This is a genomic window from Streptomyces cyaneofuscatus (assembly GCF_033109485.1).
Classification (GTDB): Bacteria; Actinomycetota; Actinomycetes; order Streptomycetales; family Streptomycetaceae; genus Streptomyces; species Streptomyces cyaneofuscatus.
On the sequence record NZ_CP137002.1, the window covers coordinates 4,479,273 to 4,506,173 of the forward strand.

The 26,901-nt window shown below is 69.6% G+C and carries 24 protein-coding genes, 1 tRNA gene and 1 pseudogene; 7 read left to right on the top strand and 19 right to left on the bottom strand.

The features are described 5' to 3' along the window. The first annotated feature begins 270 nt into the window (after positions 1 to 270). The 5 genes from topA to R2B67_RS19815 all read left to right on the top strand — a co-directional run bounded on the left by topA (position 271) and on the right by R2B67_RS19815 (position 9,745). The gene (gene topA, locus R2B67_RS19795) at positions 271 to 3,162 is read left to right on the top strand and encodes a type I DNA topoisomerase (RefSeq protein WP_317819904.1); all 2,892 of its coding nucleotides are present in this window, start codon (positions 271 to 273) and stop codon (positions 3,160 to 3,162) included. Positions 3,163 to 3,320: 158 nt separating this feature from the next. Further along, entirely contained in the window at positions 3,321 to 6,599 is a 3,279-nt protein-coding gene (tmk, locus tag R2B67_RS19800; RefSeq protein WP_317819906.1) for a dTMP kinase, read from the top strand. A 134-nt stretch (positions 6,600 to 6,733) separates the two neighbouring features. Next, positions 6,734 to 7,939, top strand: coding sequence for a DNA polymerase III subunit delta' (locus tag R2B67_RS19805; protein ID WP_317819908.1), 1,206 nt, complete (start codon positions 6,734 to 6,736; stop codon positions 7,937 to 7,939). A gap of 78 nt (positions 7,940 to 8,017) precedes the next feature. Further along, a complete protein-coding gene (locus tag R2B67_RS19810; RefSeq protein WP_317819910.1) occupies positions 8,018 to 9,550 on the top strand; it encodes an alpha/beta hydrolase in 1,533 nt (510 codons plus the stop codon). 118 nt (positions 9,551 to 9,668) lie between these two features. After that, positions 9,669 to 9,745, top strand: a tRNA-Thr gene (locus tag R2B67_RS19815). Positions 9,746 to 9,789: 44 nt separating this feature from the next. Here the strand turns inward: R2B67_RS19815 and R2B67_RS19820 are convergent. The 16 genes from R2B67_RS19820 to R2B67_RS19895 form a co-directional block, all read right to left on the bottom strand. Beyond that, a complete protein-coding gene (locus R2B67_RS19820; RefSeq protein ID WP_317819911.1) occupies positions 9,790 to 11,178 on the bottom strand; it encodes a tyrosine-type recombinase/integrase in 1,389 nt (462 codons plus the stop codon). A 65-nt stretch (positions 11,179 to 11,243) separates the two neighbouring features. Then, complete coding sequence (locus tag R2B67_RS19825) at positions 11,244 to 11,450, bottom strand: helix-turn-helix domain-containing protein (RefSeq protein ID WP_317819912.1); 207 nt, start codon at positions 11,448 to 11,450, stop codon at positions 11,244 to 11,246. A 189-nt stretch (positions 11,451 to 11,639) separates the two neighbouring features. Further along, the gene (locus R2B67_RS19830) at positions 11,640 to 12,851 is read right to left on the bottom strand and encodes a DUF3631 domain-containing protein (protein WP_317819914.1); all 1,212 of its coding nucleotides are present in this window, start codon (positions 12,849 to 12,851) and stop codon (positions 11,640 to 11,642) included. Then, a complete protein-coding gene (locus tag R2B67_RS19835) occupies positions 12,848 to 13,198 on the bottom strand; it encodes a hypothetical protein (RefSeq protein WP_317819915.1) in 351 nt (116 codons plus the stop codon). Before R2B67_RS19835 ends, R2B67_RS19830 begins: the two co-directional genes overlap by 4 nt. Next, positions 13,195 to 14,085: a bifunctional DNA primase/polymerase gene (locus R2B67_RS19840; protein WP_317819917.1), complete on the bottom strand. Its 891-nt coding sequence runs from the start codon at positions 14,083 to 14,085 to the stop codon at positions 13,195 to 13,197. Before R2B67_RS19840 ends, R2B67_RS19835 begins: the two co-directional genes overlap by 4 nt. Next, a complete protein-coding gene (locus R2B67_RS19845) occupies positions 14,082 to 14,807 on the bottom strand; it encodes a DNA cytosine methyltransferase (protein WP_317819919.1) in 726 nt (241 codons plus the stop codon). Before R2B67_RS19845 ends, R2B67_RS19840 begins: the two co-directional genes overlap by 4 nt. Positions 14,808 to 15,109: 302 nt before the next feature. Then, complete coding sequence (locus R2B67_RS19850) at positions 15,110 to 17,266, bottom strand: FtsK/SpoIIIE domain-containing protein (protein ID WP_317819920.1); 2,157 nt, start codon at positions 17,264 to 17,266, stop codon at positions 15,110 to 15,112. Between the two features lie 87 nt (positions 17,267 to 17,353). Then, entirely contained in the window at positions 17,354 to 17,677 is a 324-nt protein-coding gene (locus tag R2B67_RS19855; RefSeq protein ID WP_317819921.1) for a hypothetical protein, read from the bottom strand. 83 nt (positions 17,678 to 17,760) lie between these two features. Beyond that, positions 17,761 to 17,949, bottom strand: coding sequence for a hypothetical protein (locus R2B67_RS19860; protein WP_317819923.1), 189 nt, complete (start codon positions 17,947 to 17,949; stop codon positions 17,761 to 17,763). Between the two features lie 16 nt (positions 17,950 to 17,965). Further along, positions 17,966 to 18,328, bottom strand: coding sequence for a DUF6251 family protein (locus tag R2B67_RS19865; protein ID WP_317819924.1), 363 nt, complete (start codon positions 18,326 to 18,328; stop codon positions 17,966 to 17,968). Positions 18,329 to 18,428: 100 nt separating this feature from the next. Next, complete coding sequence (locus R2B67_RS19870) at positions 18,429 to 18,608, bottom strand: hypothetical protein (protein ID WP_317819925.1); 180 nt, start codon at positions 18,606 to 18,608, stop codon at positions 18,429 to 18,431. Continuing rightward, positions 18,608 to 18,946: an RRQRL motif-containing zinc-binding protein gene (locus R2B67_RS19875; protein WP_317824911.1), complete on the bottom strand. Its 339-nt coding sequence runs from the start codon at positions 18,944 to 18,946 to the stop codon at positions 18,608 to 18,610. Before R2B67_RS19875 ends, R2B67_RS19870 begins: the two co-directional genes overlap by 1 nt. After that, a complete protein-coding gene (locus R2B67_RS19880; RefSeq protein WP_317819927.1) occupies positions 18,946 to 19,839 on the bottom strand; it encodes a protein spdB in 894 nt (297 codons plus the stop codon). Before R2B67_RS19880 ends, R2B67_RS19875 begins: the two co-directional genes overlap by 1 nt. Continuing rightward, positions 19,836 to 20,060: a hypothetical protein gene (locus tag R2B67_RS19885; protein WP_317819929.1), complete on the bottom strand. Its 225-nt coding sequence runs from the start codon at positions 20,058 to 20,060 to the stop codon at positions 19,836 to 19,838. The genes R2B67_RS19880 and R2B67_RS19885 overlap by 4 nt, the downstream gene beginning before the upstream one ends. Beyond that, on the bottom strand, positions 20,057 to 20,326 hold the full coding sequence (locus tag R2B67_RS19890) for a DUF6284 family protein (RefSeq protein ID WP_317819931.1): 270 nt from the start codon (positions 20,324 to 20,326) through the stop codon (positions 20,057 to 20,059). Before R2B67_RS19890 ends, R2B67_RS19885 begins: the two co-directional genes overlap by 4 nt. Positions 20,327 to 20,419: 93 nt before the next feature. After that, a complete protein-coding gene (locus R2B67_RS19895; RefSeq protein WP_317819933.1) occupies positions 20,420 to 20,866 on the bottom strand; it encodes a plasmid transfer protein KilB in 447 nt (148 codons plus the stop codon). 432 nt (positions 20,867 to 21,298) lie between these two features. Between R2B67_RS19895 and R2B67_RS19900 the strand changes: the two genes are divergently transcribed. Beyond that, entirely contained in the window at positions 21,299 to 22,165 is an 867-nt protein-coding gene (locus R2B67_RS19900; RefSeq protein WP_317819934.1) for a GntR family transcriptional regulator, read from the top strand. Then, the gene (locus tag R2B67_RS19905; protein ID WP_317819935.1) at positions 22,155 to 22,856 is read left to right on the top strand and encodes an HAD family hydrolase; all 702 of its coding nucleotides are present in this window, start codon (positions 22,155 to 22,157) and stop codon (positions 22,854 to 22,856) included. Before R2B67_RS19900 ends, R2B67_RS19905 begins: the two co-directional genes overlap by 11 nt. A 53-nt stretch (positions 22,857 to 22,909) precedes the next feature. Here R2B67_RS19905 and R2B67_RS19910 read toward each other — a convergent pair. The 3 genes and pseudogenes from R2B67_RS19910 to R2B67_RS19920 all read right to left on the bottom strand — a co-directional run. Next, a pseudogene (locus tag R2B67_RS19910) lies at positions 22,910 to 23,125 on the bottom strand (LacI family transcriptional regulator); the annotation flags it as partial. Between the two features lie 22 nt (positions 23,126 to 23,147). Next, positions 23,148 to 24,482 (bottom strand): hypothetical protein, encoded by a 1,335-nt coding sequence (locus R2B67_RS19915; RefSeq protein ID WP_317819937.1) that lies wholly within the window; start codon positions 24,480 to 24,482, stop codon positions 23,148 to 23,150. Next, positions 24,483 to 26,393, bottom strand: a complete 1,911-nt coding sequence (locus R2B67_RS19920; protein WP_317819939.1) for a DEAD/DEAH box helicase family protein — start codon at positions 26,391 to 26,393, stop codon at positions 24,483 to 24,485. Positions 26,394 to 26,901: the final 508 nt, after the last annotated feature.

The following is a 26,901-nucleotide window of genomic DNA, read 5'->3' on the forward strand; positions in this document are numbered from 1 at the left end:
CGCCGGGGCCCCGCCCGGTCGAGGGGGCGCCCGGCGATCACCGCGACCACCCCGGAAAAGCCGCAGGCCCGGGCTTCGCGCGGCGCGGACCCGACGGTCCGGGCGGCAGGAATGGCGGAAGTCGGGTTACCGTTCGAGTGGCCGTTGCGGGCTTTTGCCGTTTGACACGGGGGCGGGTTGTACCGTCACACTCCGCAGCGACAGCACCGCGGGAAGCGTTCCGACGCTGCCCGGATGCCCATCGAGTGTCGACCGGAGAGAAGAGCGAAGTTGTCCCCGACCAGCGAGACCGCACAGGGCGGCCGCCGACTCGTCATCGTCGAGTCGCCTGCCAAGGCGAAGACGATCAAGGGCTATCTCGGCCCCGGATACGTCGTCGAGGCGAGCGTCGGGCACATCCGCGACCTCCCGAACGGCGCGGCCGAGGTCCCGGACGAGTACACCGGCGAGGTACGCCGCCTCGGAGTGGACGTCGACAACGACTTCCAGCCCATCTATGTGGTCAATGCCGACAAGAAGGCCCAGGTCAGGAAGCTCAAGCAGCTGCTGGCCGAGTCCGACGAACTCTTCCTCGCCACCGATGAGGACCGCGAGGGCGAAGCCATCGCGTGGCACCTCCAGGAAGTCCTGCGGCCCAAGGTCCCGGTCCACCGGATGGTCTTCCACGAGATCACCAAGGACGCGATCCGGGCCGCCGTCGCCAACCCGCGCGAGCTGAACCAGCGCATGGTCGACGCCCAGGAGACCCGCCGTATCCTCGACCGCCTCTACGGCTACGAGGTCTCGCCGGTCCTGTGGAAGAAGGTCATGCCGAAGCTCTCGGCGGGCCGCGTCCAGTCCGTCGCCACCCGCCTCGTCGTCGAGCGGGAGCGCGAGCGCATCGCCTTCCGCTCCGCCGAGTACTGGGACCTGACCGGGAAGTTCGCCACCGGCCGTACCGGTGACGCCTCCGACCCCTCGACCCTGACCGCCCGCCTCAGCGCGGTCGACGGCCGCCGCATCGCCCAGGGCCGCGACTTCGGCGCCGACGGCCAACTCAAGGCCGGTTCCGCCCAGACCCTGCACCTGGACGAGGTGAACGCCCGCGCCCTGGCCGCCGCGCTCGCCGACACGTCCTTCGCGGTCCGGTCCGTCGAGTCGAAGCCGTACCGGCGCTCCCCGTACGCCCCCTTCCGTACGACGACCCTCCAGCAGGAGGCGAGCCGCAAGCTGGGCTTCGGGGCGAAGGCGACCATGCAGGTGGCGCAGAAGCTGTACGAGAACGGCTTCATCACCTATATGCGTACGGACTCCACGACCCTCTCGGACACCGCGGTCTCCGCGGCCCGGGCCCAGGTCACGCAGTTGTACGGGGCGAACTACCTGCCCGAGAAGCCGCGTACGTACGCGGGGAAGGTCAAGAACGCGCAGGAGGCGCACGAGGCGATCCGCCCCTCCGGCGACCGCTTCCGCACCCCTGCCGAGACCGGCCTCACCGGCGACCAGTTCCGGCTCTACGAGCTGATCTGGAAGCGGACCGTCGCCTCCCAGATGAAGGACGCGACCGGAAACTCGGTCACCGTCAAGATCGGCGGCCGGGCGAGCGACGGCCGGGACGCCGAGTTCTCCGCCTCCGGCAAGACGATCACCTTCCACGGCTTCATGAAGGCGTACGTCGAAGGCGCCGACGACCCGAACGCCGAGCTGGACGACCGCGAGCGCCGGCTGCCGCAGGTCGCCGAGGGCGACGCGCTGACCGCCGACGAGATCACGGTCGACGGGCACGCCACCAAGCCCCCGGCCCGCTACACCGAGGCCTCGCTGGTCAAGGAGCTCGAAGAGCGCGAGATCGGCCGCCCGTCGACGTACGCCTCGATCATCGGGACCATCCTCGACCGCGGCTACGTCTTCAAGAAGGGCACGGCACTCGTCCCGTCATTCCTCTCCTTCGCCGTGGTCAACCTGCTGGAGAAGCACTTCGGCCGGCTCGTCGACTACGACTTCACCGCCCGCATGGAGGACGACCTCGACCGCATCGCGCGGGGCGAGGCCCAGTCCGTGCCGTGGCTGAAGCGCTTCTACTTCGGAACGACCGGTTCCGGTGACGACCCGGCCGGTGCGGGCGCCGCCTCCGACGCGGGCAACGGCGACGGCGACCACCTCGGCGGACTGAAGGAACTGGTCACCGACCTCGGCGCGATCGACGCCCGGGAGATCTCCTCCTTCCCGGTCGGCAACGACATCAAGCTCCGCGTCGGCCGCTACGGCCCGTACATCGAGCGGGGAGAGAAGGACGCCGAGGGCCACCAGCGCGCCGACGTGCCCGAGGACCTGGCGCCCGACGAGCTGACCGTGGAGCTGGCGGAGGAGCTGCTGGCCAAGCCCAGCGGCGACTTCGAGCTGGGCGCCGACCCGGTCAGCGGCAACCAGATCATCGCCAAGGACGGGCGCTACGGCCCGTACGTCACCGAGGTGCTGCCCGAGGGGACGCCGAAGACCGGCAAGAACGCGGTGAAACCGCGGACCGCCTCCCTCTTCAAGTCCATGTCCCTGGACACGGTCACCCTCGCCGACGCCCTCAAGCTGATGTCGCTGCCGCGCGTCGTCGGCGAGGACGCCGAGGGTGTCGAGATCACCGCGCAGAACGGCCGGTACGGCCCGTATCTCAAGAAGGGCACCGACTCCCGGTCGCTGACCTCCGAGGACCAGCTCTTCGACATCACCCTCGAAGAGGCCCTCGCGATCTACGCCCAGCCCAAGCAGCGCGGCCGGGCCGCGGCCAAGCCGCCGCTGAAGGAGCTGGGCACCGACCCGGTGAGCGGTTCGCCGGTCGTGGTGAAGGACGGCCGCTTCGGCGCGTACGTCACCGACGGCGAGACCAACGCCACCCTGCGGACCGGCGACAGCGTCGAGGAGATCACGCCGGAGCGCGGCTACGAGCTGCTCGCCGAGAAGCGCGCCAAGGGACCCGCCAAGAAGAAGACGGCGAAGAAGGCCCCGGCGAAGAAGGCGACGGCCAAGAAGACGGCCGCGAAGAAGACGACGGCGACCAAGACCACGGCCGCCAAGAAGACCGCGGCGAAGAAGACGACGACCACCAAGAAGGCGACGGCCGCCAAGAAGACGGCGACGGTGAAGAAGACAGCTTCCGCGTCGGCTTCTTCTGCCTCCTCCGAGGACTGACCGGTTCTGTTGTTGTGACGTGCTGCTGCCCGGCACCTGATCCAGGTGCCGGGCAGCAGCACGTCAAGAGGGCTCTCCGCGAGCTGGCCGGAAGTGATCTACGACCATATGTTCGGACGGGCCGACAGTCACCACACCGCTGCCGATAGGCTGGGCGGATGACGCGAGCCGAGCAGCCAACGGTCGTGAGCCCCACCTCCGACACACTTGCCGCAGACTCACGCGAGCGCGCCGTACGAGCCCTGTTGCGTGTTCCCCCGCTGAAGCGGTTGTGGAGCGCCCAGCTCGTCGGCGGTATCGGCGATGCACTCGCCCTTCTCGTGCTGGTGCTGTTGTCGCTGCAAGCAGCGGTCCTGGAGGGCTCATTCGGGGCCGGATACCGCGGGGCGGCCTTTGCCGTCGCCGCCGTGTTCGGTGCCCGCATCCTGTCCACCGTGCTCTTCGGAGCCGTACTCCTGGGGCCTTTGACGTCGCTCACCGCGCCCGGCGGAAAACTGGACCGACGATGGCTGATGATCGGGACGGACGCGCTGCGGCTCGCCCTGCTGATCATCGCCCCGCTGTGGATCGACTGGGTGCCGGACAAGGCGCCCATGATGATCCTCATCACCGTCTTCGTGACCGGCGCCGCCGAGCGCCTGTGGACGGTGGCCAAGGAGAGCGCCGCCCCGGCGCTGCTGCCGGCCCCCCCGATCGAGGGCGCCGCCGTCCGTCCGCTCCCCGACCACCTCGACGCCCTGCGCAGGCTGTCGCTCCGTACGAACTTCCTCGCCGTTCCCGCCGCCGCGGTGGTGCTGCTGATCGCCACGCTGATCGGCAACCTCCTCGGCACCGGCCTGGAGTGGTTCTCCTTCCACCAGGCGGCCCTGGCTTCGTATGTGGCGGCCGGTCTATTCTCGGCCTCCATCTCCACCCTGTACTTCCTCGAACTGCCCGACACCCAGACCCCCCGGCCGCGCTCGCCCCTGGAAGGCCTGCGCCGCCCCACCACCGGCAGCGGGCCCGACAAGGGCCGCACCGGCGCCCTCCGGCTGGTCGTCGCCGTCAGCGCGACCGTCGCCGGGGCGATCGCCGCGGCCGCCGCCGTATCCGTCCTGCACGCCTACGACCTGGGCGGCGGACCCGTCACGTTCGCGCTGCTGATCCTCGCGCTGACCGGCGGCACCGCCCTCGGTATCCGTACGGCGCAGAAGGTGCTGCCCGCCCTGTCGCGGCGCCGCCTGCTCGCGCTGGCCGTCACCGTCACCGGCATCGCGCTCCTCGCGCTCGGCCTGGTGCCGGACACCGCGACCGGGATCGGGATCGCGCTGCTGGCCGGTTACGCGGCCGGGGTCGCCGCGAACATCGGGCACGCGATCATCGACCAGGAGACCGAGGCGGCCCGGCAGGCCCGGACCACCGAGCACCTCCAGGCCCTCGTCCGGGTGCTCGTCGCGCTCGGCGCGGTCGCCGGTCCGCTGCTCGCCGCCGCGATCGGCCAGCACCGTCTGGCCTCCGCCTCCGGTGACTTCGTCTTCGACCACGGCGGGGCGGCCTTCACGCTGATGCTGATCGGCGCACTGCTGCTGCCGGTCGCCGCGATCGTCCTCGCCAAGACGGACGACCGGTCGGGCGTACCGCTCCGCCGCGACCTGCGCGAGGCGCTGCGCGGCGGCGACCCGGCCGTCGCGCCCGCCGCCACCGGCTTCTTCCTCGCCCTGGAGGGCGGCGACGGAGCGGGCAAGTCCACCCAGGTCGAGGCGCTCGCCGACTGGATCCGGTCCAAGGGCCACGAGGTCGTCGTGACCCGCGAGCCCGGGGCCACCCCGGTCGGCAAGCGGCTGCGGTCGATCCTGCTGGACGTCTCGTCCGCCGGACTCTCCAACCGCGCCGAGGCGCTGCTGTACGCCGCCGACCGCGCCGAGCACGTCGACTCCGTCGTCCGCCCTGCGCTGGAGCGCGGCGCGATCGTCATCTCCGACCGCTACATCGATTCCTCCGTGGCCTACCAGGGCGCCGGACGGGACCTGGCGCCGACCGAGATCGCCCGGATCTCGCGGTGGGCGACGAGTGGCCTCGTACCGCATCTGACGGTGCTGCTGGACGTCGACCCGCAGACCGCGCGGGAGCGGTTCACGGAGGCGCCGGACCGGCTGGAGTCGGAGCCGGCGGAGTTCCACGAGCGCGTACGGTCCGGGTTCCTGACCCTGGCCGCCGCCGACCCGACGCGCTATCTGGTGGTGGACGCCGGGCAGGAGCCCGAGGCGATCACCACCGTCGTACGCCACCGGCTCGACCGGCTCCTGCCGCTCTCCGAGGCCGAGATCGAGGCCATCGAGGAGGCCCGGCGCAAGGCCGAGGAGGAGGCCCGGCGCAAGGCGGAGGAAGAGGCCGCGCGCAAGGCCGAGGAGGAGCGCCTGGAGAAGGAGCGCCAGGAGCAGCTCGCCCGGCTGCGCGCCGAGGAGGAGGAGCGCAAGCAGCGCGAACTGGAGGAGGCCCGCCGCCGCGAGGCCGAGCGCCAGGCGGAGGAGGCCCGGCAGCGTGCCGAGGAGGCCCGCCGCCGCGCCGAGGAGGACCGCCGCCGGCTGGAGGCCGAGGAGCGGGCCCGCGAGGCCGAGCAGGAACGCCTCCGCAAGCAGGCCGAGGAGGAGGCGCGGCTCCGCAAGGAGGCCGAGGCGCTCCGCCTGGAGAAGCAGCGGAAGGCGGAGGAGGCGCTGGTACGGGCCGAGGAGGCGCGCCGGCGTGCTGAGGCCGAGGCGGCGGAGCGTACGGAGGCGGCTCGGGTCGAGGCTGAGCGGGCGGAGGCGGCTTCGCGTGCTTCCCGTGAGTCGCGTGACTCGCGGCCTGAGGCGTCCTCGCGGTCGGAGGGGCACGGGCCGACCGGTCCGACCGTTCCGGAGAACGAGCTCACGGTGCCCACGCCGATCGTGAACCCGAACGAGATCACGCAGCAGGTGCCCGCGGCGCGTCCGGAGGAGGACAAGCCGTCCGGGGACGACGAGACGACGATGCTGCCGCGGATCACGGACGAGCGGTCGGGGCGTGACGGGAGTGGCGGGCGCGACACCCGTGACGCCCGGGGCACCTCTGACACCCGGGACACCCGCGACACCCGTGACGCCCGTGACGCTCGGGCCGCCGACGAGACGGCGGTGCTGCCGCCCGTACGGGACGACCAGCCCTCCGACCGGGTGCCCAAGGGCTACTTCCGGGACGAGGGCCCGGCCTCCCCGCTGGCGGAGAGCGAGAACGAGCGCACCCGGGAACTGCCGCAGGTCGAGGACCCGCGAGCCGCCGGCCAGGCCGGTGACGAGTCCCGCGCCCGCCGCAAGCGTCCCCGTCCGGACTGGGCCGAGGAGACCCCGCTGGACGATCTGCCGACGCTGGCGGACGAGCTGCTCGGCGGCCAGGACGACGACGACCGTCCCACGGGCCGGGGGCGCCGCCCGCGCGGCTGACCCGCATCTGCCGGGAGTCCGGCCCGTCCGCCCTGAGGGGTGGGCGGGCCGGACTTGTCAGTGGTGTCCCCCACAATGGGAGGGCACAGGGATCCGGCGACGGATCCCGCGATGGGATGGGAAGGGCGGCGCCCATGACCGTATGGGACGACCTGGTCGGACAGGACCGGGTGAGGGAACAGCTCGCCGCTGCCGCCAAGGACGCCGACGCACTGGTCACGGCCGTCTCCGACGGCAAGCCGCTGGAACAGGGCTCGAAGATGACCCACGCCTGGCTGTTCACCGGACCGCCGGGTTCCGGGCGGTCCACCGCCGCCCGCGCCTTCGCCGCCGCGCTCCAGTGCACCAGCCCGGACCGGGCCCTGGGCGGGGAGCCCGGCTGCGGTTTCTGCGACGGCTGCCACACGAGCCTGATCGGTACGCACGCCGACGTCCAGGTGATCCGTACGGACCTGCTCTCCATCGGTGTGAAGGAGACCCGCGACCTGGTCCGCCGCGCCCAGCTCTCCCCGGCGGTCGGCCGGTGGCAGGTCATCGTCATGGAGGACGCGGACCGGCTCACCGAGGGCGCGGGCAACGTGCTGCTGAAGGCGGTCGAGGAGCCGGCGCCGCGCACGGTGTGGATGCTGTGCGCCCCCTCCCTCGAAGACGTCCTGCCCACGATCCGCTCGCGCTGCCGCCACCTCACCCTGGGCACCCCGCCGGTGGAGGCCGTGGCGGACGTCCTGATCCGCCGCGACGGGGTCGACCCCGAGCGCGCGCACTCCGCGGCGCGGGCCACCCAGGGCCACATCGGCCGGGCGCGCCGCCTCGCCACGGACGAGCGGGCGCGGGCGCGGCGGGCGGCGGTGCTCAAGGTCCCGCTGCGGGTCGCCGATGTGGGCGGCTGCCTCAAGGCGGCCCAGGAGCTGATCGACACGGCCACCGACGACGCCAAGCAGATGGCGGAGGAGGTGGACGCCAAGGAGACCGAGGACCTCAAGGCGGCGCTCGGCGGGGTCGCGGGCGGCCGGATGCCACGCGGCACGGCGGGGGCGATGAAGGAGCTGGAGGACAAGCAGAAGCGCCGCAAGACCCGGACGCAGCGCGACAGCCTGGACCTGGCGCTCACCGAGCTCACCGGCTTCTACCGCGATGTGCTGGCGCTCCAGCTCGGTTCGCGGATCGCCATCGCCAATGTGGACGTGCAGGACTCGCTGGACCGGGTCGCGGAGTCCTCGACGCCCGCGCAGACGCTGCGCAGGATCGAGGCGGTGATCGCGTGCCGGCAGGCGATGGACCGGAATGTGGCGCCGCTGCTGGCGGTGGAGGCGATGACGATGTCGCTGAGAGCGGGCTAGGGGCTTTCCGTCCGGTCCCGGTTCACCCGATTGAGCAGGGAATCGGACGACACGTCACCCGCCGGATACGCTCCCAGGATGGATACCAGGCGCCTGCTCCGCACCTTCGCCATCGGGATCGGCACTGCCGGCCTGCTCATCTCCGGCTGCAGCGCCGGCGGCTCCTCGCCGAACGCCTCGGCCACCGGCACGGCGGCGCCGGAGGGGCTGTCGGCGTACTACACGCAGAAGCTGAGCTGGCGGGACTGCGGGGTGGAGGGGTTCGAGTGCGCGACGATGAAGGCGCCGAGGGACTACGACAAGCCGGGTGACGGGGACATCGACCTCGCCGTCTCCCGTAAGAAGGCGACCGGCCCCGGGAAGCGGATCGGCTCGCTCCTGGTGAACCCGGGCGGCCCCGGCGGCTCCGCGATCAGCTATCTCCAGGGGTACGCGGCACTCGGCTACCCGGCCCCGGTCAGGGCCCGCTACGACATGGTGGCCATCGACCCGCGCGGCGTGGCCCGCAGCGAACCGGTGGAGTGCCTGACGGGCAAGGAGATGGACGCCTACACGCAGGTGGACCAGACGCCGGACGACGAGGCGGAGGTCCAGAAGCTCAGCGCGGCCTTCGAGAAATTCGCGCAGGGCTGCGAGAAGAGGAGCGGCGAGATCCTCCCGTACGTCTCCACGGTCGACACGGCCCGCGACATGGACGTGCTGCGCTCTCTCCTCGGCGACGAGAAGCTGAACTACGTGGGCGCCTCGTACGGCACGTTCCTGGGCGCCACGTACGCGGACCTCTTCCCGCAGCGGGCCGGCCGCCTGGTCCTGGACGGCGCGATGGACCCGTCCCTCCCGGCCGTCGACATGAACCGCGACCAGACGGCGGGCTTCGAGGGGGCGTTCCAGTCCTTCGCCGCCGACTGCGTCAAGCAGCCGGACTGCCCGCTGGGCACGACGTCCACGGCGGACGCGGCGACCGCGCTGAAGCAGCTCTTCAAGGACCTGGACGCGAAGCCGATCCCGAGCGGCGACGAGGACCGCAAGCTCGGCGAGTCCCTGGCGACGACCGGGGTGATCGCGGCGATGTACGACGAGGCGGCCTGGCCCCAGCTCCGCGAAGCACTGGCGGGCGCCCAGCGCAGCGACGGCTCCGGCCTCCTCTCGCTGGCGGACAGCTACTACGAGCGCAGCCCGGACGGGAAGTACGCGAACCTGATGTACGCCAACGCCGCCGTGAACTGCCTCGACCTCCCGCCCGCCTTCGACACCCCCGACGCGGTGGAGAAGGCGGTCCCGGACTTCGAGAAGGCCTCCCCGGTCTTCGGCCGGGGCTTCGCCTGGGCCTCCCTGAACTGCGCCTACTGGCCCACCGAGGCCACCGGCACCCCCCACCGCACCGAGGCGAAGGGCACCGCCCCGATCGTCGTGGTCGGCACCACCCGCGACCCGGCCACCCCGTACAAGTGGTCCCAGGCCCTCGCCTCCCAGCTTTCCTCCGGCACCCTGCTCACGTACGACGGCGACGGCCACACGGCGTACGGCCGAGGCAGCGACTGCATCGACACGGCGATCAACACGTACCTCCTGGAAGGCACCCCGCCCACCGACGGCAAGAAGTGCACCTGACCCCCTCAGCGCCACTCTGACCAGGGCAAACGCCCCCGGGGGTGCCGTGTACGGAGCACCCCCGGAAACTGTGTAGACTTGGCCCCGCTGCTGATCGCACCATAGTGCGACAGGGCGTGCCGCCTTAGCTCAGTTGGCCAGAGCAACGCACTCGTAATGCGTAGGTCTCGGGTTCGAATCCCGAAGGCGGCTCCATCCGAAGCCCAGCTCAGACCTTCTCTGAGCTGGGCTTCTTTGGTTCAGCGGATGCGGCGGCGACGCCGTGAGCGCTCCATGCGGCTGCCAGGGGTCTCACTTCTGGTCTCAGATGGGCCTGTCGGCTGCTCCGGTGCGAAGGCGTTGCCCATGCGGAGCATGGCGTCCTTGGACAGAGTGGAGCGGCCCTTCACGTAGCGGCGGGTCTGGCTGATCTGGGTGTGGCGAAGGATCTCCATGATGGTCGGCATGTCCACCCCCAGTTCGTTGAGGATGGTGCCGGCAGTGTGGCGGCTACCGTCGTAGAGCCGCCGGTCGCTGATCCCGGCCTCTTCGAGGAGTTCCTTGAATTCCTCCCAGTCGTCCCGGGGGTCGATCGGCCGGCCGTCCGGTCGCGTGAATACCGCGTCGAACTCCTGCCACTCCTCCCCGGCCGCCGCCTGTAAGGCGGTCTGCTGCTCCTTGTGGTCGCGGAGGTAGGGGATGAAGGGGACGGGGATGGGGACGGCGTTACGGCTCTTCTTGGTCTTAGGCCGGGTGAAGGCGAGTCCGCCGCCCTTCCGGTGCGGGCAGGTGCTCGCGTGACGGGTGCAGCCGGGCGGGCACGGCTTCGGGCAGCCGCGCTTGTAGCCCTTATGTCGTGTGCACTGGGGCGGGCAGGGATCGAAGCGGTGGAGGCGCTCGCCACAGAGGTGCGGGTCTGCGCAGCCGTGGCGCCACGTGAGGCGCTGGAGCTGCCACTGCGGGTGGAACAGCTCGGCTTCCAGGTCCACGTACTTCCACCGGAGTCCGAGGCTCTCGCCCTGCCGGAAGCCCATCCCGACGCCGACGAGCCAGCGCATGAAGGTGGGCCGCTTTGCTGCGGCGAGCAGGAAGGCTTTCGCCTCCTCCATGGTGAACGGGTTCGCCTCGGTCTCATCGACGGTGGGCGGGTCGACGAGGGTGGCGACGTTCTCCACGATCATCCGGCGGCGGTGGGCGATCTTCAGGGCGCGGGAGAGGATGCGGTGCACCTTGAGCACGTGGGACGGGGCGTGGCCGGCGCGGAGCATGTCGGCATAGCAGCGTTCCAGGTGCTCGGGCTGAAGCTTGTCGATCCGGTGCTGACCGAGTCCGGGGATGATGTCGTTGCGGGTCTTGGACCAGTAGTCGTCCAGGGAACGGGGCTTGAGTTTCAGGCTCGCGATGGTGGTCAGGTAGGTGGTCATCCACTGTTCGACGGTGGGCTTGCGTCCGGCGACGGGTGCCCGCCCCTCGTCGCGGAGCTTCTCCAACCCCCGCACCTTGCGCTTGATCTCGGTCTCGGTCTTAGCGCTTCGGTGACGGCGGTCGGGGCTGCCGTCGTTCTTGGTGCCCATGGTGACGCGGCCGTGCCACCTGCCGTCGTTGCCGAGGTAGATGGACGATTCGAGGTTGGCTTTGCGGGGGCTCATCGTGCTCCTTGCACGCCGAAGCGCGGGCCGGAGGAGGTCTCCCGGCCCGCGCATCGGGGTCGTGGTCAGTGGGTGGTGGTCTCCGACGGCATCCCGGCGACGAATGCCTTCAGCACGGCGACCTTGATGCGGCGGCAGCGGCCCTGCTTCACGTACGCCAGGGCACCGTCGGCCATCAGCTCGTAGACGGTTGACCGGCCGAGCCGGAGGGCTTCGGCGGCTTCCTCGGGGGTGTAGAGAAGGGGCTCGATAACTCGCGCGGCGGTGCTCAACAGAACATGCCTCCTCGGTGGCGGTGCCGGGGGCTTCCCGCCCCCTTCCTGTCAGGTCCGCTACCTCCGCTACCTCCGCTACCGCCCTGGTCAGGGGCCTGTTCGTGGTAGCGGATGGGGTAGCGGTAGCGGATGGGTGCCGCTACCGGACCCGCCCGTGGCGGAGGTGGGGCCGGTAGCGGGTAGCGCTCAGGTAGCGGAGGGGAAGAGGGTTGCCGCTACCGTTTCCGGGTCGCTGACCTGCGCGGTAGCGGAGGTAGCGGAGGTAGCGGCTCCTGAGGGGGGTGGGGGGCAGTACCGCTGCCAGGCGTCGTGGAGATCGGCGGCGTAGTAGCCCTTGAGGACCGTTCCGGCGGTCTTGATGTTGCGGGCCTTGACCGGGGTGTTGTCCTCGGTCATGTACTCCCCGAGCATCTTGGCCAGCCCCCGGGAGTCGAGCGGGCGCCCGCTCATGTCCGCCCACGGGGCTTCGTCCAGCGCGCAGAGCCGGTCCAGGATCGCGACGGTCGGCATCCGGTCGATGCCCGCCATCACGTGGTCCCGCAGATCGGTCAGCAGCCGGATACCGACGCTGCCCTTGTCGTCGGCGCGGGCGGCGTTGACCAGTTCCAGGCAGGCGGTGCGGGCGCGTTCGGGCCAGTCGCCCCCGGCCGCGTCCGCGACGGACAGCAGCGGTTCCCACACATCCGCCGGCCGGTCGGTGACCCCGTCGGGCATCTGCGGCCAGCGTCCCGCGATGTCCTCCCGCACGGTGTCGGCCCACTGGGCGAGCCGCTCGCGCAGCGCCTGCCCCTCGGCCTCGTGGAGGCGGGCCCGGAAGGGCTCCACGGTCTCGTTCCGTGCGCGGCGGCGCATGCGGATGATGACGGAGCGGGTGGTGATGGTGTCGGGCAGGTAGCCGAGACCGGCGACCGCGACGGCGGTGTAGGAGGGGAACTCCACCACCGTCTGATTGCCCCCGTCCCCGACGCATCGGTAGGTGACCCCGGAGCGGCGGTGCCCGGCATTCAGGAAGCCGCGCAGCTCCTCGTTGTCCCCGGCCTTGGGACCGAAGACGGTGTCGATCTCATCGAACAGGATCGTCGGCCGTCCGGCGGGGTCGGAGACGGACCGGAACAGAGCTGCGGCCCGTGCGTTCACGGCGAGCATGGGGCGCGGGACCAGGGTCTCCACCACCTCCAGCGCCCGGGACTTCCCCGAACCGGGTTCCGGGGAGAGGAAGGCGAGACGGGGGGTGGAGTCGAACGCGTCCAGCAGGTGCGCGTGCGCGTCCCACAACGCCACCGCGACATAGGCGGCTTCCCGGGGGAAGACGTTGAAGCGGCGGTGGAAGGCTTCCACCTCGTTCAGCAGCGCCGCACCGTCGATGGGCCCGGCAGGCTGCGAGTTGGGGGTGTTCATGCGGCGTTCCTCCGGTGCTGCTCAGTGTGCGGGCAGTGGTCGACGCGGGCACGGGCGGTCAGGTCGGTCACGGCGTTGCGCCCACGGGCGTGCTCGTGGTGGCCGCAGGCGCACAGCCAGTCGGCCGCCGGGATCTGGTTGCGGCCGAGCCCTCGCACCGTCAGGCCCGGGCGGATGCCGGTCACCGTGATCGGGTGCGGGTCAGGTCGAACAGCAACGGGGACGGCCTTGCGGCCGACGACCTTCGGCGCGCCACTGCCGGATGCGGCCGGGGCCGGTTCGGCGGAGCGGGGGCCGGTGGTGGTCGGGGTGAGGCTCTTCAGGGCGGAGCGGGGAGGGGTGTTCATGCCGTCCTCGCCTGCGGGCTGTTGCGGGCGATGGACCAGTTCAGACCGCTGCGCACGGTCGAGGTGCACTGGCGAGCGGACAGGCCGGCGGCCTCCCCTGCCTCCTGAAGAGCCTCCTCCACCACCGACCGGTCCAGGTCGCCCCACGCGATGAACCGCCCCAGGGCTCGCGCCGCCGACAACAACGTGCAGTCGCGCTGACCGGTCGGAGCGCTCCGTACGGTCGCGGTTTCCGCCCTGAGGGCCGCAGCCGCGTACCGGGAGGCCCGAGGAGCGGCGGCCACGGCCGTCAGTGCCCGCGACGCCTGACGGGGCGCCAGAAGGGCGCACAGCCAGTCCGGGAGCGGGGCGGGGGGTGTGGGGTCGGTGACGGTGTAGGGGCCGGTGGCGGTGAAGCTCCCGGCGGCGACGACGTACCCGCCGTGGGCGCGGGTGTCGATGAGCTTGCCGAGCCTGCCCGCACTGTTTCCCAACCGGCCCCCGGCCGGGGTGGTGAAGTACAGGTGATGTCCGCCGGACGCGGTCCGGGTCCGGTAGGTGGTCGGGACGGGCTGTCCGGCGCGCTCGCAGAGCGCTCCAAAGGTCGTCACGCCGCAAGGCGTGTCCGTGCTGCTGTTCCGCTTGGGCATGTCCAGGTCCACGACCAGCAGCCCGGAAGGGCCGGTGGCGATCCCGATGTTGAACGGGCGGTCGGCCCACGCGCGGCGGATGCGGTCCGGGTCGATGGTGGCCCGGTCCTCCCACTTACGGTGACCACCCGCGCAGTCCCCGATCAGCGGGCATACGGCCTCACCGTGGAGCGCGGGCCGCTTGTCGGCAGGGCGGAGCGGAAAGACGTGCCACCCGCGCTCGGCAGCCTCCAGAGCGGCGTTGAGGTGTGCGTTCATGCGGCGACTCCCAGCGTGGCAGTCAGGAGCCCGCTCCCGATGTGCTCCGAGAACGCGGGCGGGATGGCCTCGGTCAGCTCCTCGCGCACGTCGGTCCACGTGATGCCCATGGCCTGCTGCATCTCCGGGACGGTGGCCTTGCCGCCGCCGGCGCCGTACGGGGCCACGTAGGGGCCATCGCGGTAGACACCGTGCCGGTAGCCGCGCACGTACCCCCGGTGCTTCGGGTGCGCCGGCTGCGGCATGGTCCAGCGGCCCAGCTCGAAGTTGCGGTGGCGCAGGACACCGAGGCCGAACATCTCCCCGCACAGCCACACGTCCCGCCGCACGGGTGCCTTTCCGGTGGGCTGCTCGATGACGTACGGGAGGCCGGTGGCGTCCAGCAGGGTGCGCAGTTCGGGGATGAGCTGGACGTGCTCCCGTCCCCAGCCGCGCGACTTGTTGGTGCCGATGGTGAGCGCGCATCCGGCCTGGCACGGCGGGGAGGTGTGCACGGCGGCGAACCGGCCGATCTCCCCGGACGCGATCAGCCCGGCGAGGTGGTCGAGAGCATCCGCCCGGACGAACGTGAACGGATAGTTGGGGCGGTCGATGATGTCGACGCCGACGACGTCGAACCCGGCTCGCTGGTAGCCGGTGGCCGCGCCGCCGGCGCAGCAGAACAGGTCGAGTAACAGCGGCCGGTGGCCGGGCACTCGCCGGATGGGGGTGGGGTGGGTCATGCTGGGTGTCTCCAGTTCTGTGAGGTTCTGGCAGACGAGAGCGGCCCCGACTTCATTGGCGTGAGAGGGGGCCGCTTTCGGCTTGCCGGGCGGTATCCGGAAGCCCTGCCGCTGATACAGCAGGGAGGCTTGGGCACCCCCTGCCGGGGTGCGTGTGTAGGGGGTTTCGAGGGTCTGACCTGCGGCGCCTCCCTGACTCCCTGGCAGATCATTTGTGCTGGTCAGGGCCAGGGAGGCGGGTCAGGGAGGGGTTCAGGGACTTCTCCCTGCCTCCCTGAACCGGCGGGTGGCGCCTCCCCCTGCTACTCGACAGCGGAAACGGAACCCCCGGCGTCCCGGTTGGCGAGGTGGCGGGCGAGCCGCTCGCGGCCGATGGTCATGCGGCCGTCGGACTTGTAAGGCTCGGCCCCGGTGCCGTCCAGGACCCGCTTCAGGTCGAGGAACGACCACTCCCCGTACGCGTCCTCGTTCAGTGCCGCGAGGCGCTTGAGGACGTCCTGGGTGAGGACGCGGGAGGTGTCTCCGAGGACGGTCATGATGTCCGCGAGCGGGTCACGCTCCTCGCCGTGGTCGATGGCGGTCAGGGTGGTGACCCCGTCGCGCAGAGCCTTGGCCCGCTCCGCGACCACGGCGGCGTCGTCGGTGCTGACGTAGTGCGTCCGCACCGTGATCGCGGCCTGCCCGGCGGGAATCTTGATCCCGTCCGAGGCGACCACGACGGTGCCCTTGTCCAGCCCCGGGCGCAGGAGGTTCGGGGCGGCCCCTCCGTCGACTGCCTTGTCCCCCAAGGCCATGCGGGCCTGGGATTCGGTGCCGAGCGCGAGGGAGGCGCGGGTGTGGGCGCCTTCACGGACCAGCTTGGGGAGGTTCTGGTCGGTGGGGTCCTGGGTGCCCTCGTAGAGCAGCACGTCCACCGCCCGGCCCTGGTTGTGGATCTTCCGTGCGGCCATGAAGTACCGGGAGGTGGCCTTGGACCCGCCGTAGGGGCGCTTCTTCTTGTCGACGACCGGGCACATGAACGCGACCTGCGCTTCGTCCACGATCCCGATCAGCGGTGTGAACACGGTCCCGGGCGGAGCTTGGATGCGGCGCTCCATCTCCCTGACCAGCCCTTCGAGCATCTCCGTTGCCTCGATGACGTGGTCATCGGTCGGCCCCTGGATCAGCACCGTGGCGAGGCCGTCGAACATGCCCCAGTCCCCGACGCCCTTGAGGTCCGCGATCCGGAACTCCACCCGGGCGTCCAGGGCGAGCCACAGGGCCAACGCCCTGAGTGCGGCGGTCTTGCCCTGGTTGGACAGGCCCGTGATCAGGAAGTGCCGCTGGTACAGGCTGATCAGGGCGGCATCCCCGCGCAGGTCCTGACCCCAGGGGGCCCGGCCCTTGGCGTAGTCGGCGGTGAGGGTGGTGTCGGTCAGGAGCGGGGAGGGGCCGATCGGCTCGTCCAGCGCCCCGGAGTCCGCGATCCACAGCCGCACGGTGCGGGCGGCCTGCGGGATCGTGATGAACACCTCGTGCTCGTGCCGGGCCAGGTTTTCCGCCAACTTCCGCCGGCGCCCCTGCACTTCATTGGTGGCCACCCCGGAGGGGAGGGTGACGTCGACTTCGACACCGCACCCGGCGATGCGGATGGGGCCGAGCATCGCGGCCCCGGCGTCGCCCATCTCCTTGACCGCCGCGCGGAGCGGGGCGATCCCCAGGTCGCGCAGGGCGGTGACGACGACGGACGGGGTGATCGGCGCCCCCGCATCGGCCGATCGGGCGGGCAGTACCCACTGCGGTGCCGCCTGCTGGTGACGTCCCACACCCCACAGGGCGAGTAATGCGGCCCACGGTCCGAGGGTGACCAGCGGCCCCCACACCACGGTGATGACCACGACGATCCACCGGACCAGTTCGATCAACGCGAGTGTCGGGGTGGCGAGGTCGGCGAAGTTCTTGTTGGCGATGGCGAGGAAGATGCCGAGCACCAGCAGCCCACCGGCCGTGAGCCCGGCTGCTGCGGCGGCGCCCTTGGCGGCCTTGACCGGGGCGGAGAGCAGGTCCATGCGGCGCTGGTGGCGGGCGGCGCGGAAGCGGGAGAGGCGCTCTTCCCACTCGGTGGCGAGGTCGAGGTTCCCCGCGGCTTCCGCCGCCCGCAGCATCCGCTCGTACCGGGAGGCGGTACGGCCCTCCCACGCACGGCGGGCAACGATCCGGCCCCCGCCCACCACATACATGCCGTGCCGGACGGCGAACCGGGCCGTGGAACGCGTGCGGTCATGCGTGGCGACCCTGCGCACGGCACGGCCGGTGCGGACAATCCGCGACCCCTGCGGCACGGCCCGGGTCTGCGGGCTGGTCGGCTCGGTGTCGGGCTTGGTCAGGTCCACCACCGGTTCGGCCGGCGGGGTGGGGCGGTGGTCGTCGAGGTGGTGCACGGTCCCCATTCCGGGGTCCGCGACGGCGGGTTCGGTCATGATGAACGTGCCTCTCCTGCTCAGTGAATCGGGCTGGGGTGAAAGTGGGGGTGGTCGGTTTCCTTGGCCGGGGCCGGCCACCCCCGCTCAGCTCTGCTCGGCCTTGTGTACGGCCCGCTCGGCGAGGCGTACGCGCTCCTCGGCCTGCCTCCGGGCCTGACGGGCGGCGGGCTTGTCGGCGCGCGACGCGGTGCGCTCTACGGCCTTGGCGGCGGCCAGGTCGGTGCGGGCGTCGGCCTGGACCTTGTGGAGGGCGGCCAGCTCCAGGGCGCCGCGTTCGGCCGCCGTCTGGTCGATGCTCTCGATCCGGCGCTTGATGTCCGGGTCGACGCAGTCCGCGAGGGACTGGCGGAAGCCCTTGCGGAACAGCTTGGCGCGTTCGCGGGACTCGGCTCGGGTGTAGCTGTGCACGGTGACCTCCCGTGGTGAGGCCGGACTGTCCGGCTCCCCAACCACCCCCGAACCGTGTTGGGTTCGGGGGTGGCGGGCAGCCGTCAGGCGAGCCGCAGTTCGCGGGTGTGGCACAGGACGGGTCCGATCAGCAGCCCGACCCGGTGCACGGTCCACCGGCCGTTCGTCAGCGGCCCCGGGGGAACCTCATCGGCGATCCGGCCTCTACGTCCGACCGCACGCGGGTCGTCCTCGCACGCGACGATCAGCACCTCTTGACCTGCCTGGAACATGCGATGTCCCTCCCTCTCAGCGGCGTTTGCGGCCGGTCGGGGTGGTCTTGCCGCCGACCGACTTCACGACGGTGACGACGCCCCAGGCGCAGACGGCGGCGAGCAGGGCGAGCAGGGCGAGGTTCGCGGCGATCGCGGTGAGGACGCCGACCAGCAGCGGGCCGAAGTAGACGCCGGCGGCCACCATCCCGGCGCCCATGCCGGAGCCGAGCGCGAGACGCTGCACCGTCCGGTCCGGGGGTGCCTGGTGGACGTGCACCACCTGCGGCACGGCCGTGGACTGCTGGTAGGTGGCGGGGAGGTGGTCGGTGTAGGCGGGGGTGCCGTCCGGGAGCTGCACGACGGCCGGCGGACGGGGGGCGGGCAGGTGGGGTTCCACGCGGGTCCTTCCCTAGGCGGGGTGGTGCGGGAGTGCCCCGGGCCGGAGTCGAACCGGCTGACCACCCCCGCGTTCATCGGATGGCTGGGGCGGTGTTGCGTCAGGCGTTCGTCGGCTGCGCGGCGGTGCGCGTCTCGGTGGCCTCGGAGGTCGCGGCGGAGACGGCGAGCTGGGCGAGGATCTCGGCCTTGCGGAAGTCGTAGGGGGTGATGGCCTGGTAGCGGTCCCGGTCCTTGGCGAGGAGGCGTTCGGCGGCGGCGCGGTACTCGGCGGCGTTCATCAGGCGATGTCCTTCCGGATGGGCGGGGTGTCGTGGCAGGGGACGCACATGCCGAGCGAACGCGGGATGCAATACCCCACGTCGGTCCGGCAGATGGGGCAGGTGCGGCGGGCTCGCATCGCCGCAGCGAGCGCGGCCACGCGGGCGGGGGTCATGGGGCGTACCGGCTTGGCCCGGTCGACGCGGTAGAGGTAGGCGACCAGCGGGGCCTTACGGCGGCGGGGCCGGTGGACCTCGGCCACGACGTCCTGACCACCCGGCCGCAGCCCCAGCGCGCGGAGCTGACGGCGGGTGGCCAACCCGTCCGGGGCCAGGCGCCACCGGTAGACATCGGCCATCAGGCGGCCACGACGCGCTTCCACGCCCCCCGGAGCCGGACCTCGGATGCGGAGTGGCCGGCGGCCCGGAACCGGGTGGACATCTCCCGATAGGACAGAGCCGGGGTCTCGCTGTGCCGGATCTCATCCACCAACCGGTCCAACTCCGCATCCGTGAGCGCGGGCGCACTCTCCAGCGCGGGCACGGGGTTGGTGGGGCCCCAGACGGGGAGTTCCCAGGTGGGTGTGACGCCGGGTGTGACGCCGGGTGTGACGCCGGGTGTGACGCGGGTCGTCACGCTGGTCAGCGCCCTGCCGGTGTCCTTCCCGGACCGGGTGCTCTCCAGCGTCGACCAAGCCCGGGCGAGGGTGGTGGCGGTCTGTGCCTGGACGCGTGCGACGCGCGCCCCCGCCTGCGTCACAGCCGCCAGCCGCGTCTCCTCCGTCCCCGCCTCGGCCCGCAGCCGAGCGCGGGCTACGGCGGCTTCGTCGCGGGCTTCCTGCTGAATGCCCTGGATCGCCTCCAGCGCGGACCCGGTCAACGCGGTCCGCTCCCACAACCCGTGCACCAACCACAAGGCCTTCGCCGCCAGGGGCAGCCAGGCGACCGCGAGCCACGCGCCGGCGCTCGCGTCGGCAGTGGCGGCGTGGGCGATCAGGACGCCGGTGGCGACCAAGCCGAAGAACCAGCCCACGGCGGTGACGGGGGTGGAGTGGTCGCCCTGGGCGGCGAGGCGGCGTTCGTAGGCGAGGGTGGCGAGCCACCCTCCGTCGATCCCCAGCCCGACCACCAGCGCGATCAGCCACGGCATCGCGGTGCCGAGCCACATCACGACCACGGCCAGCGTGAGGACCATGGACACCGCCGTCATCGCGACGGCCGGCAAAACCGTCTTCGCGGTCGTGGCACTCATGCCGCACCGCCGTTCCCGTACAGGAAGCGGAACAATGTCAGCTTGAGTTCCACCCAGTCCGGGCCGGAAGCGGGCCGGGGGTAGCCGTGCCGGGTGAGTACGTCGGCCACGTCCAGGGCCAGACCTGCGGTGAACCGGGCGTCGTCCTCGGGCCGGGAGGTGATCGGGTAGGCCCGTTCGGCGGGGGCCGGACTGCTGTCCGGCGTCATCGGCTCACTCACGCCGCACCGCCAGGGGCGGCCACGGCGGCGGCGCGGTTGGCGAGGTCCCGGCGGGCGGCCAGCATCCGGCGCCGTGCCCGGCGGATGCGCTGCTGGTCCACCTCGGTCGGGATGCGGTCGATGGTCATGATCTGCGCGTCCAGCAGGACGACGTCCGCCAGAATCAGCGGCATCTCCGTCTCGATCGCGTCCAGCTCGGCGTTCGACGGCTCACCGTCGAACGGGGTGGCCGTAACAACGGCCTGAAGTGCTGCGATGCTCTTCATGAGTCGTGTTCTCCCTAGCAGGTGGTGCGGCTCGAACAGCGGCCCCGGTGTTCCTGCACCGGGGCCGCGCTGTGTCGTGAAAGGGGTGGAGCGTCAGGCGGTGGCGGCGGCGCGGACGAGGTCGTCGGCGGCCTCGATCGCGGACCGGCGGTAGAAGTCGAGAAGCTCCCGGTTCTCCGCACCCCGCAGCGCGTACGTCGCATCCGCCGCAGCATGGGCAGCCACGGCGAGGTCGGGGGCCAGGATCGCCAGCGTGGTCAGCGGGGCGGTCAGGGCGGAACGGGTGTTGTGACTGGCCGCACGGGCGGCCTGGTAGTCGACGTCCGAAGCACCGGACAGCCGTAAGTCCTCGCGGACCCACATCGCCCGGCGGTGATCGGCCAGCGCCGCCGTCGCAGCGGTGACGGCCGCGATCCGGTCCCGCCGCTCCTCACGCCGGCGGACATCCGCACGGTCCGTACGGGCGGTGCGCTGCTGGAGCAGGTAAGCGGTCACCGACCCCAGCAGGGTTCCCAGTACCGCGATCACGCTTCCCCACATCGTGGGCCCCTCTCGTTGGATGAAACCGGTGATCCGGCTCCCCTCGGCCCCGCCCGTACAGCGCCGCGTGAAGCGGACTGGACGGGCGGTGGAGGCAACCGGCCGCAGCGTGAGCTGCGGAGTAGTTGAGCGCGCGAGACGGTGTCCCGTGCTGCCGCCTGCTTGTGGCACAGGAGAGGCGACAAATCCTTGGCACGCTGTTCAGTTCTCAAGGAACGACCAGCTCAGGGCCCGCAGCGCGCGGCCGAAGCCGCCTTCAGGCGAGCAATCCCGAACCAGCTAGAGCAGCCCAATGAAGGGCCTCGCCCCTCCGAGCCGACCAACTTGGCTAGCCCGGTTGAGCTGCCCTCAACGTAGCCATCATGGCTAGCCATGTCAACATCTGGCTAGCCTGGCTGCCCTGATCGCTGTTCCGGGGCGTAGCATCGAGGCATGACTTTCACGCCTGAACCGCTGGACCCGGACGACAGCCGTCCGCCCTACGAGCAGGTCGCGAGCAGCCTTGCCGCAGCCATTCGGACGAGGAGGCTCGCCCCCGGCGACAAGCTGCCGTCGCACAAGAACCTCACCGACCTCTATGGGTTCGCCCGGGCGACGATTCAGCGCGCTCTGCGGGACCTGGAGGATGAGGGGCTGGTCGTCTCACGCAAGGGAAGTGGCGTGTACGTCCGGAACCGGACCGAACGGCCAGCCGGTCTCCGGCCCTACGTCGAGCAGGCTTTCGCCAGCCCGACCGTCTCAATCGACTTCGCTGGCTTCTCCAGTGAGACGCTGCATGGGGCTCTACAAGAGCCGATCGACAAGATCCGGGTCGGCCGGCTGACACCGACCAGCATCAGCATCCGCATCCTGGTGCCGGACATGGCCGTCCCGCAGGCCGCCCCGGTGCGTCGGAGTGACGGCGCCGACGATCCCCGCCTCCGAGCCCGGATGCACGACATGATGGTCGGCTTCACTCGAAGCATCACCAACGCCGTGGGGGAGCTCCAGCACCTCGGCTTGGTCCAAGAGGCCACAGTCAACGTGCGGGTTCACAGCGGGACGCAGTTCTTCAAGCTCTACGTCATCAACGAGGGAGACGTGTTCTTCGGGTACTACCCCATCCGTCCGAACAAGGTGTCCGCAGGAGGGGAAGCACTCGACATCTACGACCTGGTGGGCGCGGACGCCGCTCTGTTCCACTACTCCACCAATGAAGGAGACGCGACCAGCGGCGCGCAGCAGGTCGAACAGGCCCGTCTGTGGTTCGAGAGCGTCTGGACCACCATTGGAAGGGACTTCGACCCCTATGGCGCATGAGAATCTGACTGCGATCGTCGCTGCTACCGGCGGAGTCCTCTTCGACTTCGACGGGCCTGTCTGCGACGTGTTCGCCGGGCACCCCGCCCCTGCCGTCGCGAGCAAGTTGGCTGCCATCCTCGCTCAGATCGACGCGCCGACTGGCAATCAGGCCCTCGAAACGGACGATCCGATGGAAGTGCTGCGCTTGGCGCCGCGCGCCGGCGAGGATGCCATGTGCCGAATCGAAGAAGCGCTCACGGCGGCAGAAGTCTTGGCCGTCAAGGCTGCGGGCGTCCCTGTTCCGGGGGCTATGGGGTCCCTTCGTGCTGCCCATGAGTCCGGCCGAAGAGTCGCGATCGTCAGCAACAACTCGGCAGCGTGCGTGCGGGAGTTTCTGGTGCTCCACGACCTTGCTCGATTCGTTGACCAAGTGGTCGGGCGCTACCCGAACCGCCCCGACCTCATGAAGCCCTCGCCCTACTCTCTTGAAATAGCCGCCAAAGAGCTTGGGGTCAGAGTGAGCACGTGCACTCTGATTGGCGATTCAACTACGGACATCGAGGCCGCCGCGCGAGCTGGCTCCATGGCGATCGGCTTTGCCAACAAGCCAGGCAAAGAGGCAAGTCTCGCTGAGGCTGGGGCTAGGGCAATCATTACGACCATGGTCTCCGTAGCTGAGGCTCTCCTGATGCCGCCCGTTGTTCGTTGACCCTCTCCCTCCGGGGCCAAACGGGGGGCACCGCACCGCACCCAGCCGCAGGTGAACGAGCTCGGACATCCTGACAGCAGGGCCGCCCGCTCGGCGGTCACCAGGATGCCGAGCGCGTCAGCCACGACCTTCTCTGGGCCACAGCCGCAGGCCAAGCCGGGTCGCTTGCCTCGCCCGTTCCGCCTGGCCGCCGAGTTGAATGTGAGCCCCGATCCGTCGCCCTTCGTCTCCTCAAAGATGAGGTGGCTGGCAGTGATGGGGCCCCTCCACTAGTGGGGCCCCATAAACGTGCTAGACGGCACGAAGCCGGTTCGATTTCGACCGAGCAACCAATTCTGCAAGCTCGTTAATGCGTTTCTGTGCCGCCGAGATACTCTCACGCAGATCGTCATCAGCCACCGCGACCAGGTCGTCCGGATCGATCGACTCAATGCTTTTCACGGTACTACTGAGTGCCTTATGGAACTTGCTTCGCTGTTCGCGTGTTTGGATCTCAGGATCTGCCACAACCGCTTCCGCGATCATGGCTTGCACAGCTTCATAGGCGTTCTCGACCGCGTCCGGATCTGACGCTGGATCGATTACGACGGCCAAGTGTTCCGATGCCTTCTCTCTGGACAGCTCGGACAGTTCGATGAGCTGACCAGCTTGTGTCCTCACCTTGCCCTGCTCTGCTGCATGGCGAACGTAGCCCACTCGCTCCGCTCTGCGCGTCTCGCTGGCGAGCGCCTTCTTCAAATCTGGCTCTTGGGCCAACGTCTTGGCCATAGTGAGCTGAAGCTCTGGGTCATCCTGCATCCGGTCGACAAGTGCGACCCGAGCTGCTTCTGCCGTCTTGGCATCACCAAGGATTGCTGTCCGCAAGGCCCCGGGCCGTTCCGCAACCTTGAGCGCTTCCGCATAGCTGCTGCCAGTAATTTCCGCCTGCTGCGCGATGCCTTCTCGCCGGTCGCCATTCCGCTCGTAGGTAATGAAGTACTCGGCCCAGAGTTCCGGATCTGGCAGATCTATGGGCATCCCAGGAGTCAAGCTCTCGAATCCAGGTACGACACCAGCCTGCGCCGCCCTCTCCCATGCCTTGTAGAAGCGCATGACACGAGGAACTCCCGTTCCTGCCATCATCGCGAACTTCGCCGCAGTGACTTTCCGAGGCCCGTCCGTTTCAGTACGGGGCTCGTTGGCCGACGCTCGGACATTCCCTGGCTTCACACTCCGCGCAACCATGAGCCCAAAGATCCAATTACCGGCGCGCGCATGTGCACCGAATTTTTCGGCATCGTGAGCTACAGCGTCGAGTGCGTCCGGGGAATTTCCAGGTGAATAAAGATCTTTAACCCGAACATCAAGCGCTTCAGCGAGTAGACGCAGCACGTCAGCCTCGCCGCTGATGATGCGCACGATTTCGTCTATTGTCTTACCGATCCCACGAGTGGGCGCCTCGGTCACGAACGACTCGAAACTTTCGTGCTCAACATGCTCGCCGCGCGGAGTTGTGAAACTACGCCAGGACCCTTCTTCCAGCACTCGCCGAATCAGTGCGGGAGCCGTTTCCATGCCGTTCAGAGTGGAACGAACGGAAGAGCTAAGGGCGTTAACCAAGACGGCGTTGCCATCAGACGTACTCATCTATACCTCCTTGAGCCAGCGATCCAACAGCTCAATGCGCTTAAGCAACGAATCCAAGGTAGCGGTCTTGGAATTGTCGCCGAAGTGCCGATTCATCTCGCCGTGAATAAACTGATGGGGCTTGTCCGTAGCGATGGAGTATCGCCCGACCTTACGCTTTAGCAGCTTTTTCACTTCATACTTCTGGTCTGCCAACGGCGGCGCCTCAGCCGGAGCCGGCCTCTGAGTCGGAACGGCTGATGTCACGCCTGCAGTTCGCAAGATGAGTGCAACGTACTCGGTCGACATGCCACGCGGCGCCGAACCCGCCCTGCTCATCACGGTCTTGGCGTAGGTCATCTCCTCTGGGGTGATGGACTCGCCACTCGCGATCGTCGTGTGATGGACCGCTGCCGAGGAGCCGACGGTCTCGAAGGCTGCCAGCAGGGACGGCGGCTCGTCGGGATCGTTGCCGTCACCTTCTTGGATCTCCCGAACCCGCTTCTCCTCATCCGCAAGCACCGCGTCTACCGTCTTTTCGATGGCCTGCGCGTAGCTCAGGAGTGGCTGGATGGACGGGATGAACAGCCGAGCCGTGGTCTCGTCCTCCTCACCACGCATGCGGACAAACCGTCCAACTACCTGGATAAAGAACATCTGGGTACGAACACGAGTGGCGTACACACCGACTGCAAGACGGGGAATGTCAACGCCTTCAGCCACCATCTGAACAGCCACAATCCAGCGGCTGTCGTCGTCCTTGAACTTCTCGATGATCTTCGACGAGTCCGGCTCATCGGACACCGCGATGGCTGGACGCTCTCCTGTGATGCGTTCCAGGATCGATGCGTACGCTCGGGCAGCGTTCTGGTCGAACGCGACAACCAGACCGCCAGCGTCAGGGGTGTCGATCCGTGCCTGAGTCAAGGCGGCATCAGCCTCTTGGAGTACAGACGGGATCCACTCCCCGTTCGGGTCGAGGGCGGCCTTGAGGGCTGGCGGCACCGTCTTCTCGTCCGTATCGGCTAGCGCGACGGTCGTGACGGGCATCCTTCCCGCGCGTCGCCACTTCGCTTCGCCGTCCATCGCCGGGAACACTGCGGGACGGACTACACCACCGTCCGCCAGGGCCATACCGTAGTCGTAGTTGTAGCCGGGCACCGCTCGCTTGTCCTCGTACTCCACGAAGGGGATGGGCGTCCCATCGGTGCGGAAAGGAGTTCCAGAGAGCAGGAGCCTGCGTGTCGCAACATCGAACGCTGATTTAAGTGCCAGGCCCCACCGCTGATCATCGCCCTCGCCGGCATGGTGAATCTCATCGAAGATCACCAATGTTCGCCGAACAGAGCACAACTTCCGCCAGAGCTGAGGCTCCGACGTCACGGTCTGATACGTGACCACGGCACCGTCGAAGTCACGACCGATGACACCGTTGGCGTTGACGAATCGGTGATCAAGCTGCACACCGTTCCTGCTGGCGGCGCCTGACCACTGGCGTCGCAGGTGTGCCGTCGGGACGATGACCACGATCTTGTCGATCACACCCTGATCAATCAAGTCCCGGGCGATTGTTAGGGCGAAAGTGGTTTTTCCAGCCCCCGGAGTGGCCACCACCAGGAAGCTGCCGCCGGTGCCGCCGTCTCGACCGTGGTACCGCTCGCGAGCTTCCTGCTGCCACTCACGCAGCCCGAACACATCCGCCATGGACCCTTGCCCCTTCTTCAGGTTGCACTCGGGGCAGAGCGCCTGCCCATTGGTTACCTCCGTTGGCCCGCCGGCGGACCACGGTTGCATGTGATCTCCGTGCCAGCCCGGGTCCAGCTCTTGTCGACAAGCGGTGCACCGCCCGTCAGCGGCGAGGAACAGCGCGACGCGCTCCGCGCTGTTGAAGGCGCGGCGCCGGTCGCGAGACGCTTCAGAGGCTTCTGCCATAACCCCGAAGCGTATAGAGGGGGACTGACAACGGCACCCGCTTCAGGCTTGTATGACTAACGATCAGCTCTGCGCAGGGGGTCTGGCACCCCCGGTGAAGCTGTATAGCCAGACGGCCCGGGGGCCAAACAGGGGGCCAAACAAGGCAGCCTCACCGAGACTGTCCCGGACGGTAGTGGACGGTCTCGGTGCCGAACGAGCGGCGCCGACGGCTTAGTTGCAACGTCACGAGGGCCCCTAACCGCGTTCGGGGCGAAGCGGTCTCAGTCCCGGTCTCGATGGGTGCTACGTCCGCAGTCGTCCACCCTCGTCTGCGCAGGTCTGCGCGGCTGCCTGGCCAGGCGGTTCGTCATTCTGGCGGATGCCGACGGACGTCCCTGGAGCAAGATCGGACAACTCGTAATGCGTAGGTCTCGGGTTCGAATCCCGAAGGCGGCTCAGTAAAGGCCCAGGACAGATAGCCTCTGACCTGGGCCTTTGTGCTTTTCATGATCGATCCGGAGGGGTG

Bases quoted from the DNA above. Each gene is read 5' to 3' on its own strand.
- tmk (WP_317819906.1), top strand. From the start codon at position 3,321: ATGACGCGAGCCGAGCAGCCAACGGTCGTGAGCCCCACCTCCGACACA.
- R2B67_RS19805 (WP_317819908.1), top strand. From the start codon at position 6,734: ATGACCGTATGGGACGACCTGGTCGGACAGGACCGGGTGAGGGAACAG.
- R2B67_RS19810 (WP_317819910.1), top strand. From the start codon at position 8,018: ATGGATACCAGGCGCCTGCTCCGCACCTTCGCCATCGGGATCGGCACT.
- R2B67_RS19820 (WP_317819911.1), bottom strand. From the start codon at position 11,178: ATGAGCCCCCGCAAAGCCAACCTCGAATCGTCCATCTACCTCGGCAAC.
- R2B67_RS19830 (WP_317819914.1), bottom strand. From the start codon at position 12,851: ATGAACACCCCCAACTCGCAGCCTGCCGGGCCCATCGACGGTGCGGCG.
- R2B67_RS19835 (WP_317819915.1), bottom strand. From the start codon at position 13,198: ATGAACACCCCTCCCCGCTCCGCCCTGAAGAGCCTCACCCCGACCACC.
- R2B67_RS19840 (WP_317819917.1), bottom strand. From the start codon at position 14,085: ATGAACGCACACCTCAACGCCGCTCTGGAGGCTGCCGAGCGCGGGTGG.
- R2B67_RS19845 (WP_317819919.1), bottom strand. From the start codon at position 14,807: ATGACCCACCCCACCCCCATCCGGCGAGTGCCCGGCCACCGGCCGCTG.
- R2B67_RS19850 (WP_317819920.1), bottom strand. From the start codon at position 17,266: ATGACCGAACCCGCCGTCGCGGACCCCGGAATGGGGACCGTGCACCAC.
- R2B67_RS19860 (WP_317819923.1), bottom strand. From the start codon at position 17,949: ATGTTCCAGGCAGGTCAAGAGGTGCTGATCGTCGCGTGCGAGGACGAC.
- R2B67_RS19870 (WP_317819925.1), bottom strand. From the start codon at position 18,608: ATGAACGCCGCCGAGTACCGCGCCGCCGCCGAACGCCTCCTCGCCAAG.
- R2B67_RS19875 (WP_317824911.1), bottom strand. From the start codon at position 18,946: ATGGCCGATGTCTACCGGTGGCGCCTGGCCCCGGACGGGTTGGCCACC.
- R2B67_RS19880 (WP_317819927.1), bottom strand. From the start codon at position 19,839: ATGAGTGCCACGACCGCGAAGACGGTTTTGCCGGCCGTCGCGATGACG.
- R2B67_RS19890 (WP_317819931.1), bottom strand. From the start codon at position 20,326: ATGAAGAGCATCGCAGCACTTCAGGCCGTTGTTACGGCCACCCCGTTC.
- R2B67_RS19895 (WP_317819933.1), bottom strand. From the start codon at position 20,866: ATGTGGGGAAGCGTGATCGCGGTACTGGGAACCCTGCTGGGGTCGGTG.
- R2B67_RS19900 (WP_317819934.1), top strand. From the start codon at position 21,299: ATGACTTTCACGCCTGAACCGCTGGACCCGGACGACAGCCGTCCGCCC.
- R2B67_RS19905 (WP_317819935.1), top strand. From the start codon at position 22,155: ATGGCGCATGAGAATCTGACTGCGATCGTCGCTGCTACCGGCGGAGTC.
- R2B67_RS19915 (WP_317819937.1), bottom strand. From the start codon at position 24,482: ATGAGTACGTCTGATGGCAACGCCGTCTTGGTTAACGCCCTTAGCTCT.
- R2B67_RS19920 (WP_317819939.1), bottom strand. From the start codon at position 26,393: ATGGCAGAAGCCTCTGAAGCGTCTCGCGACCGGCGCCGCGCCTTCAAC.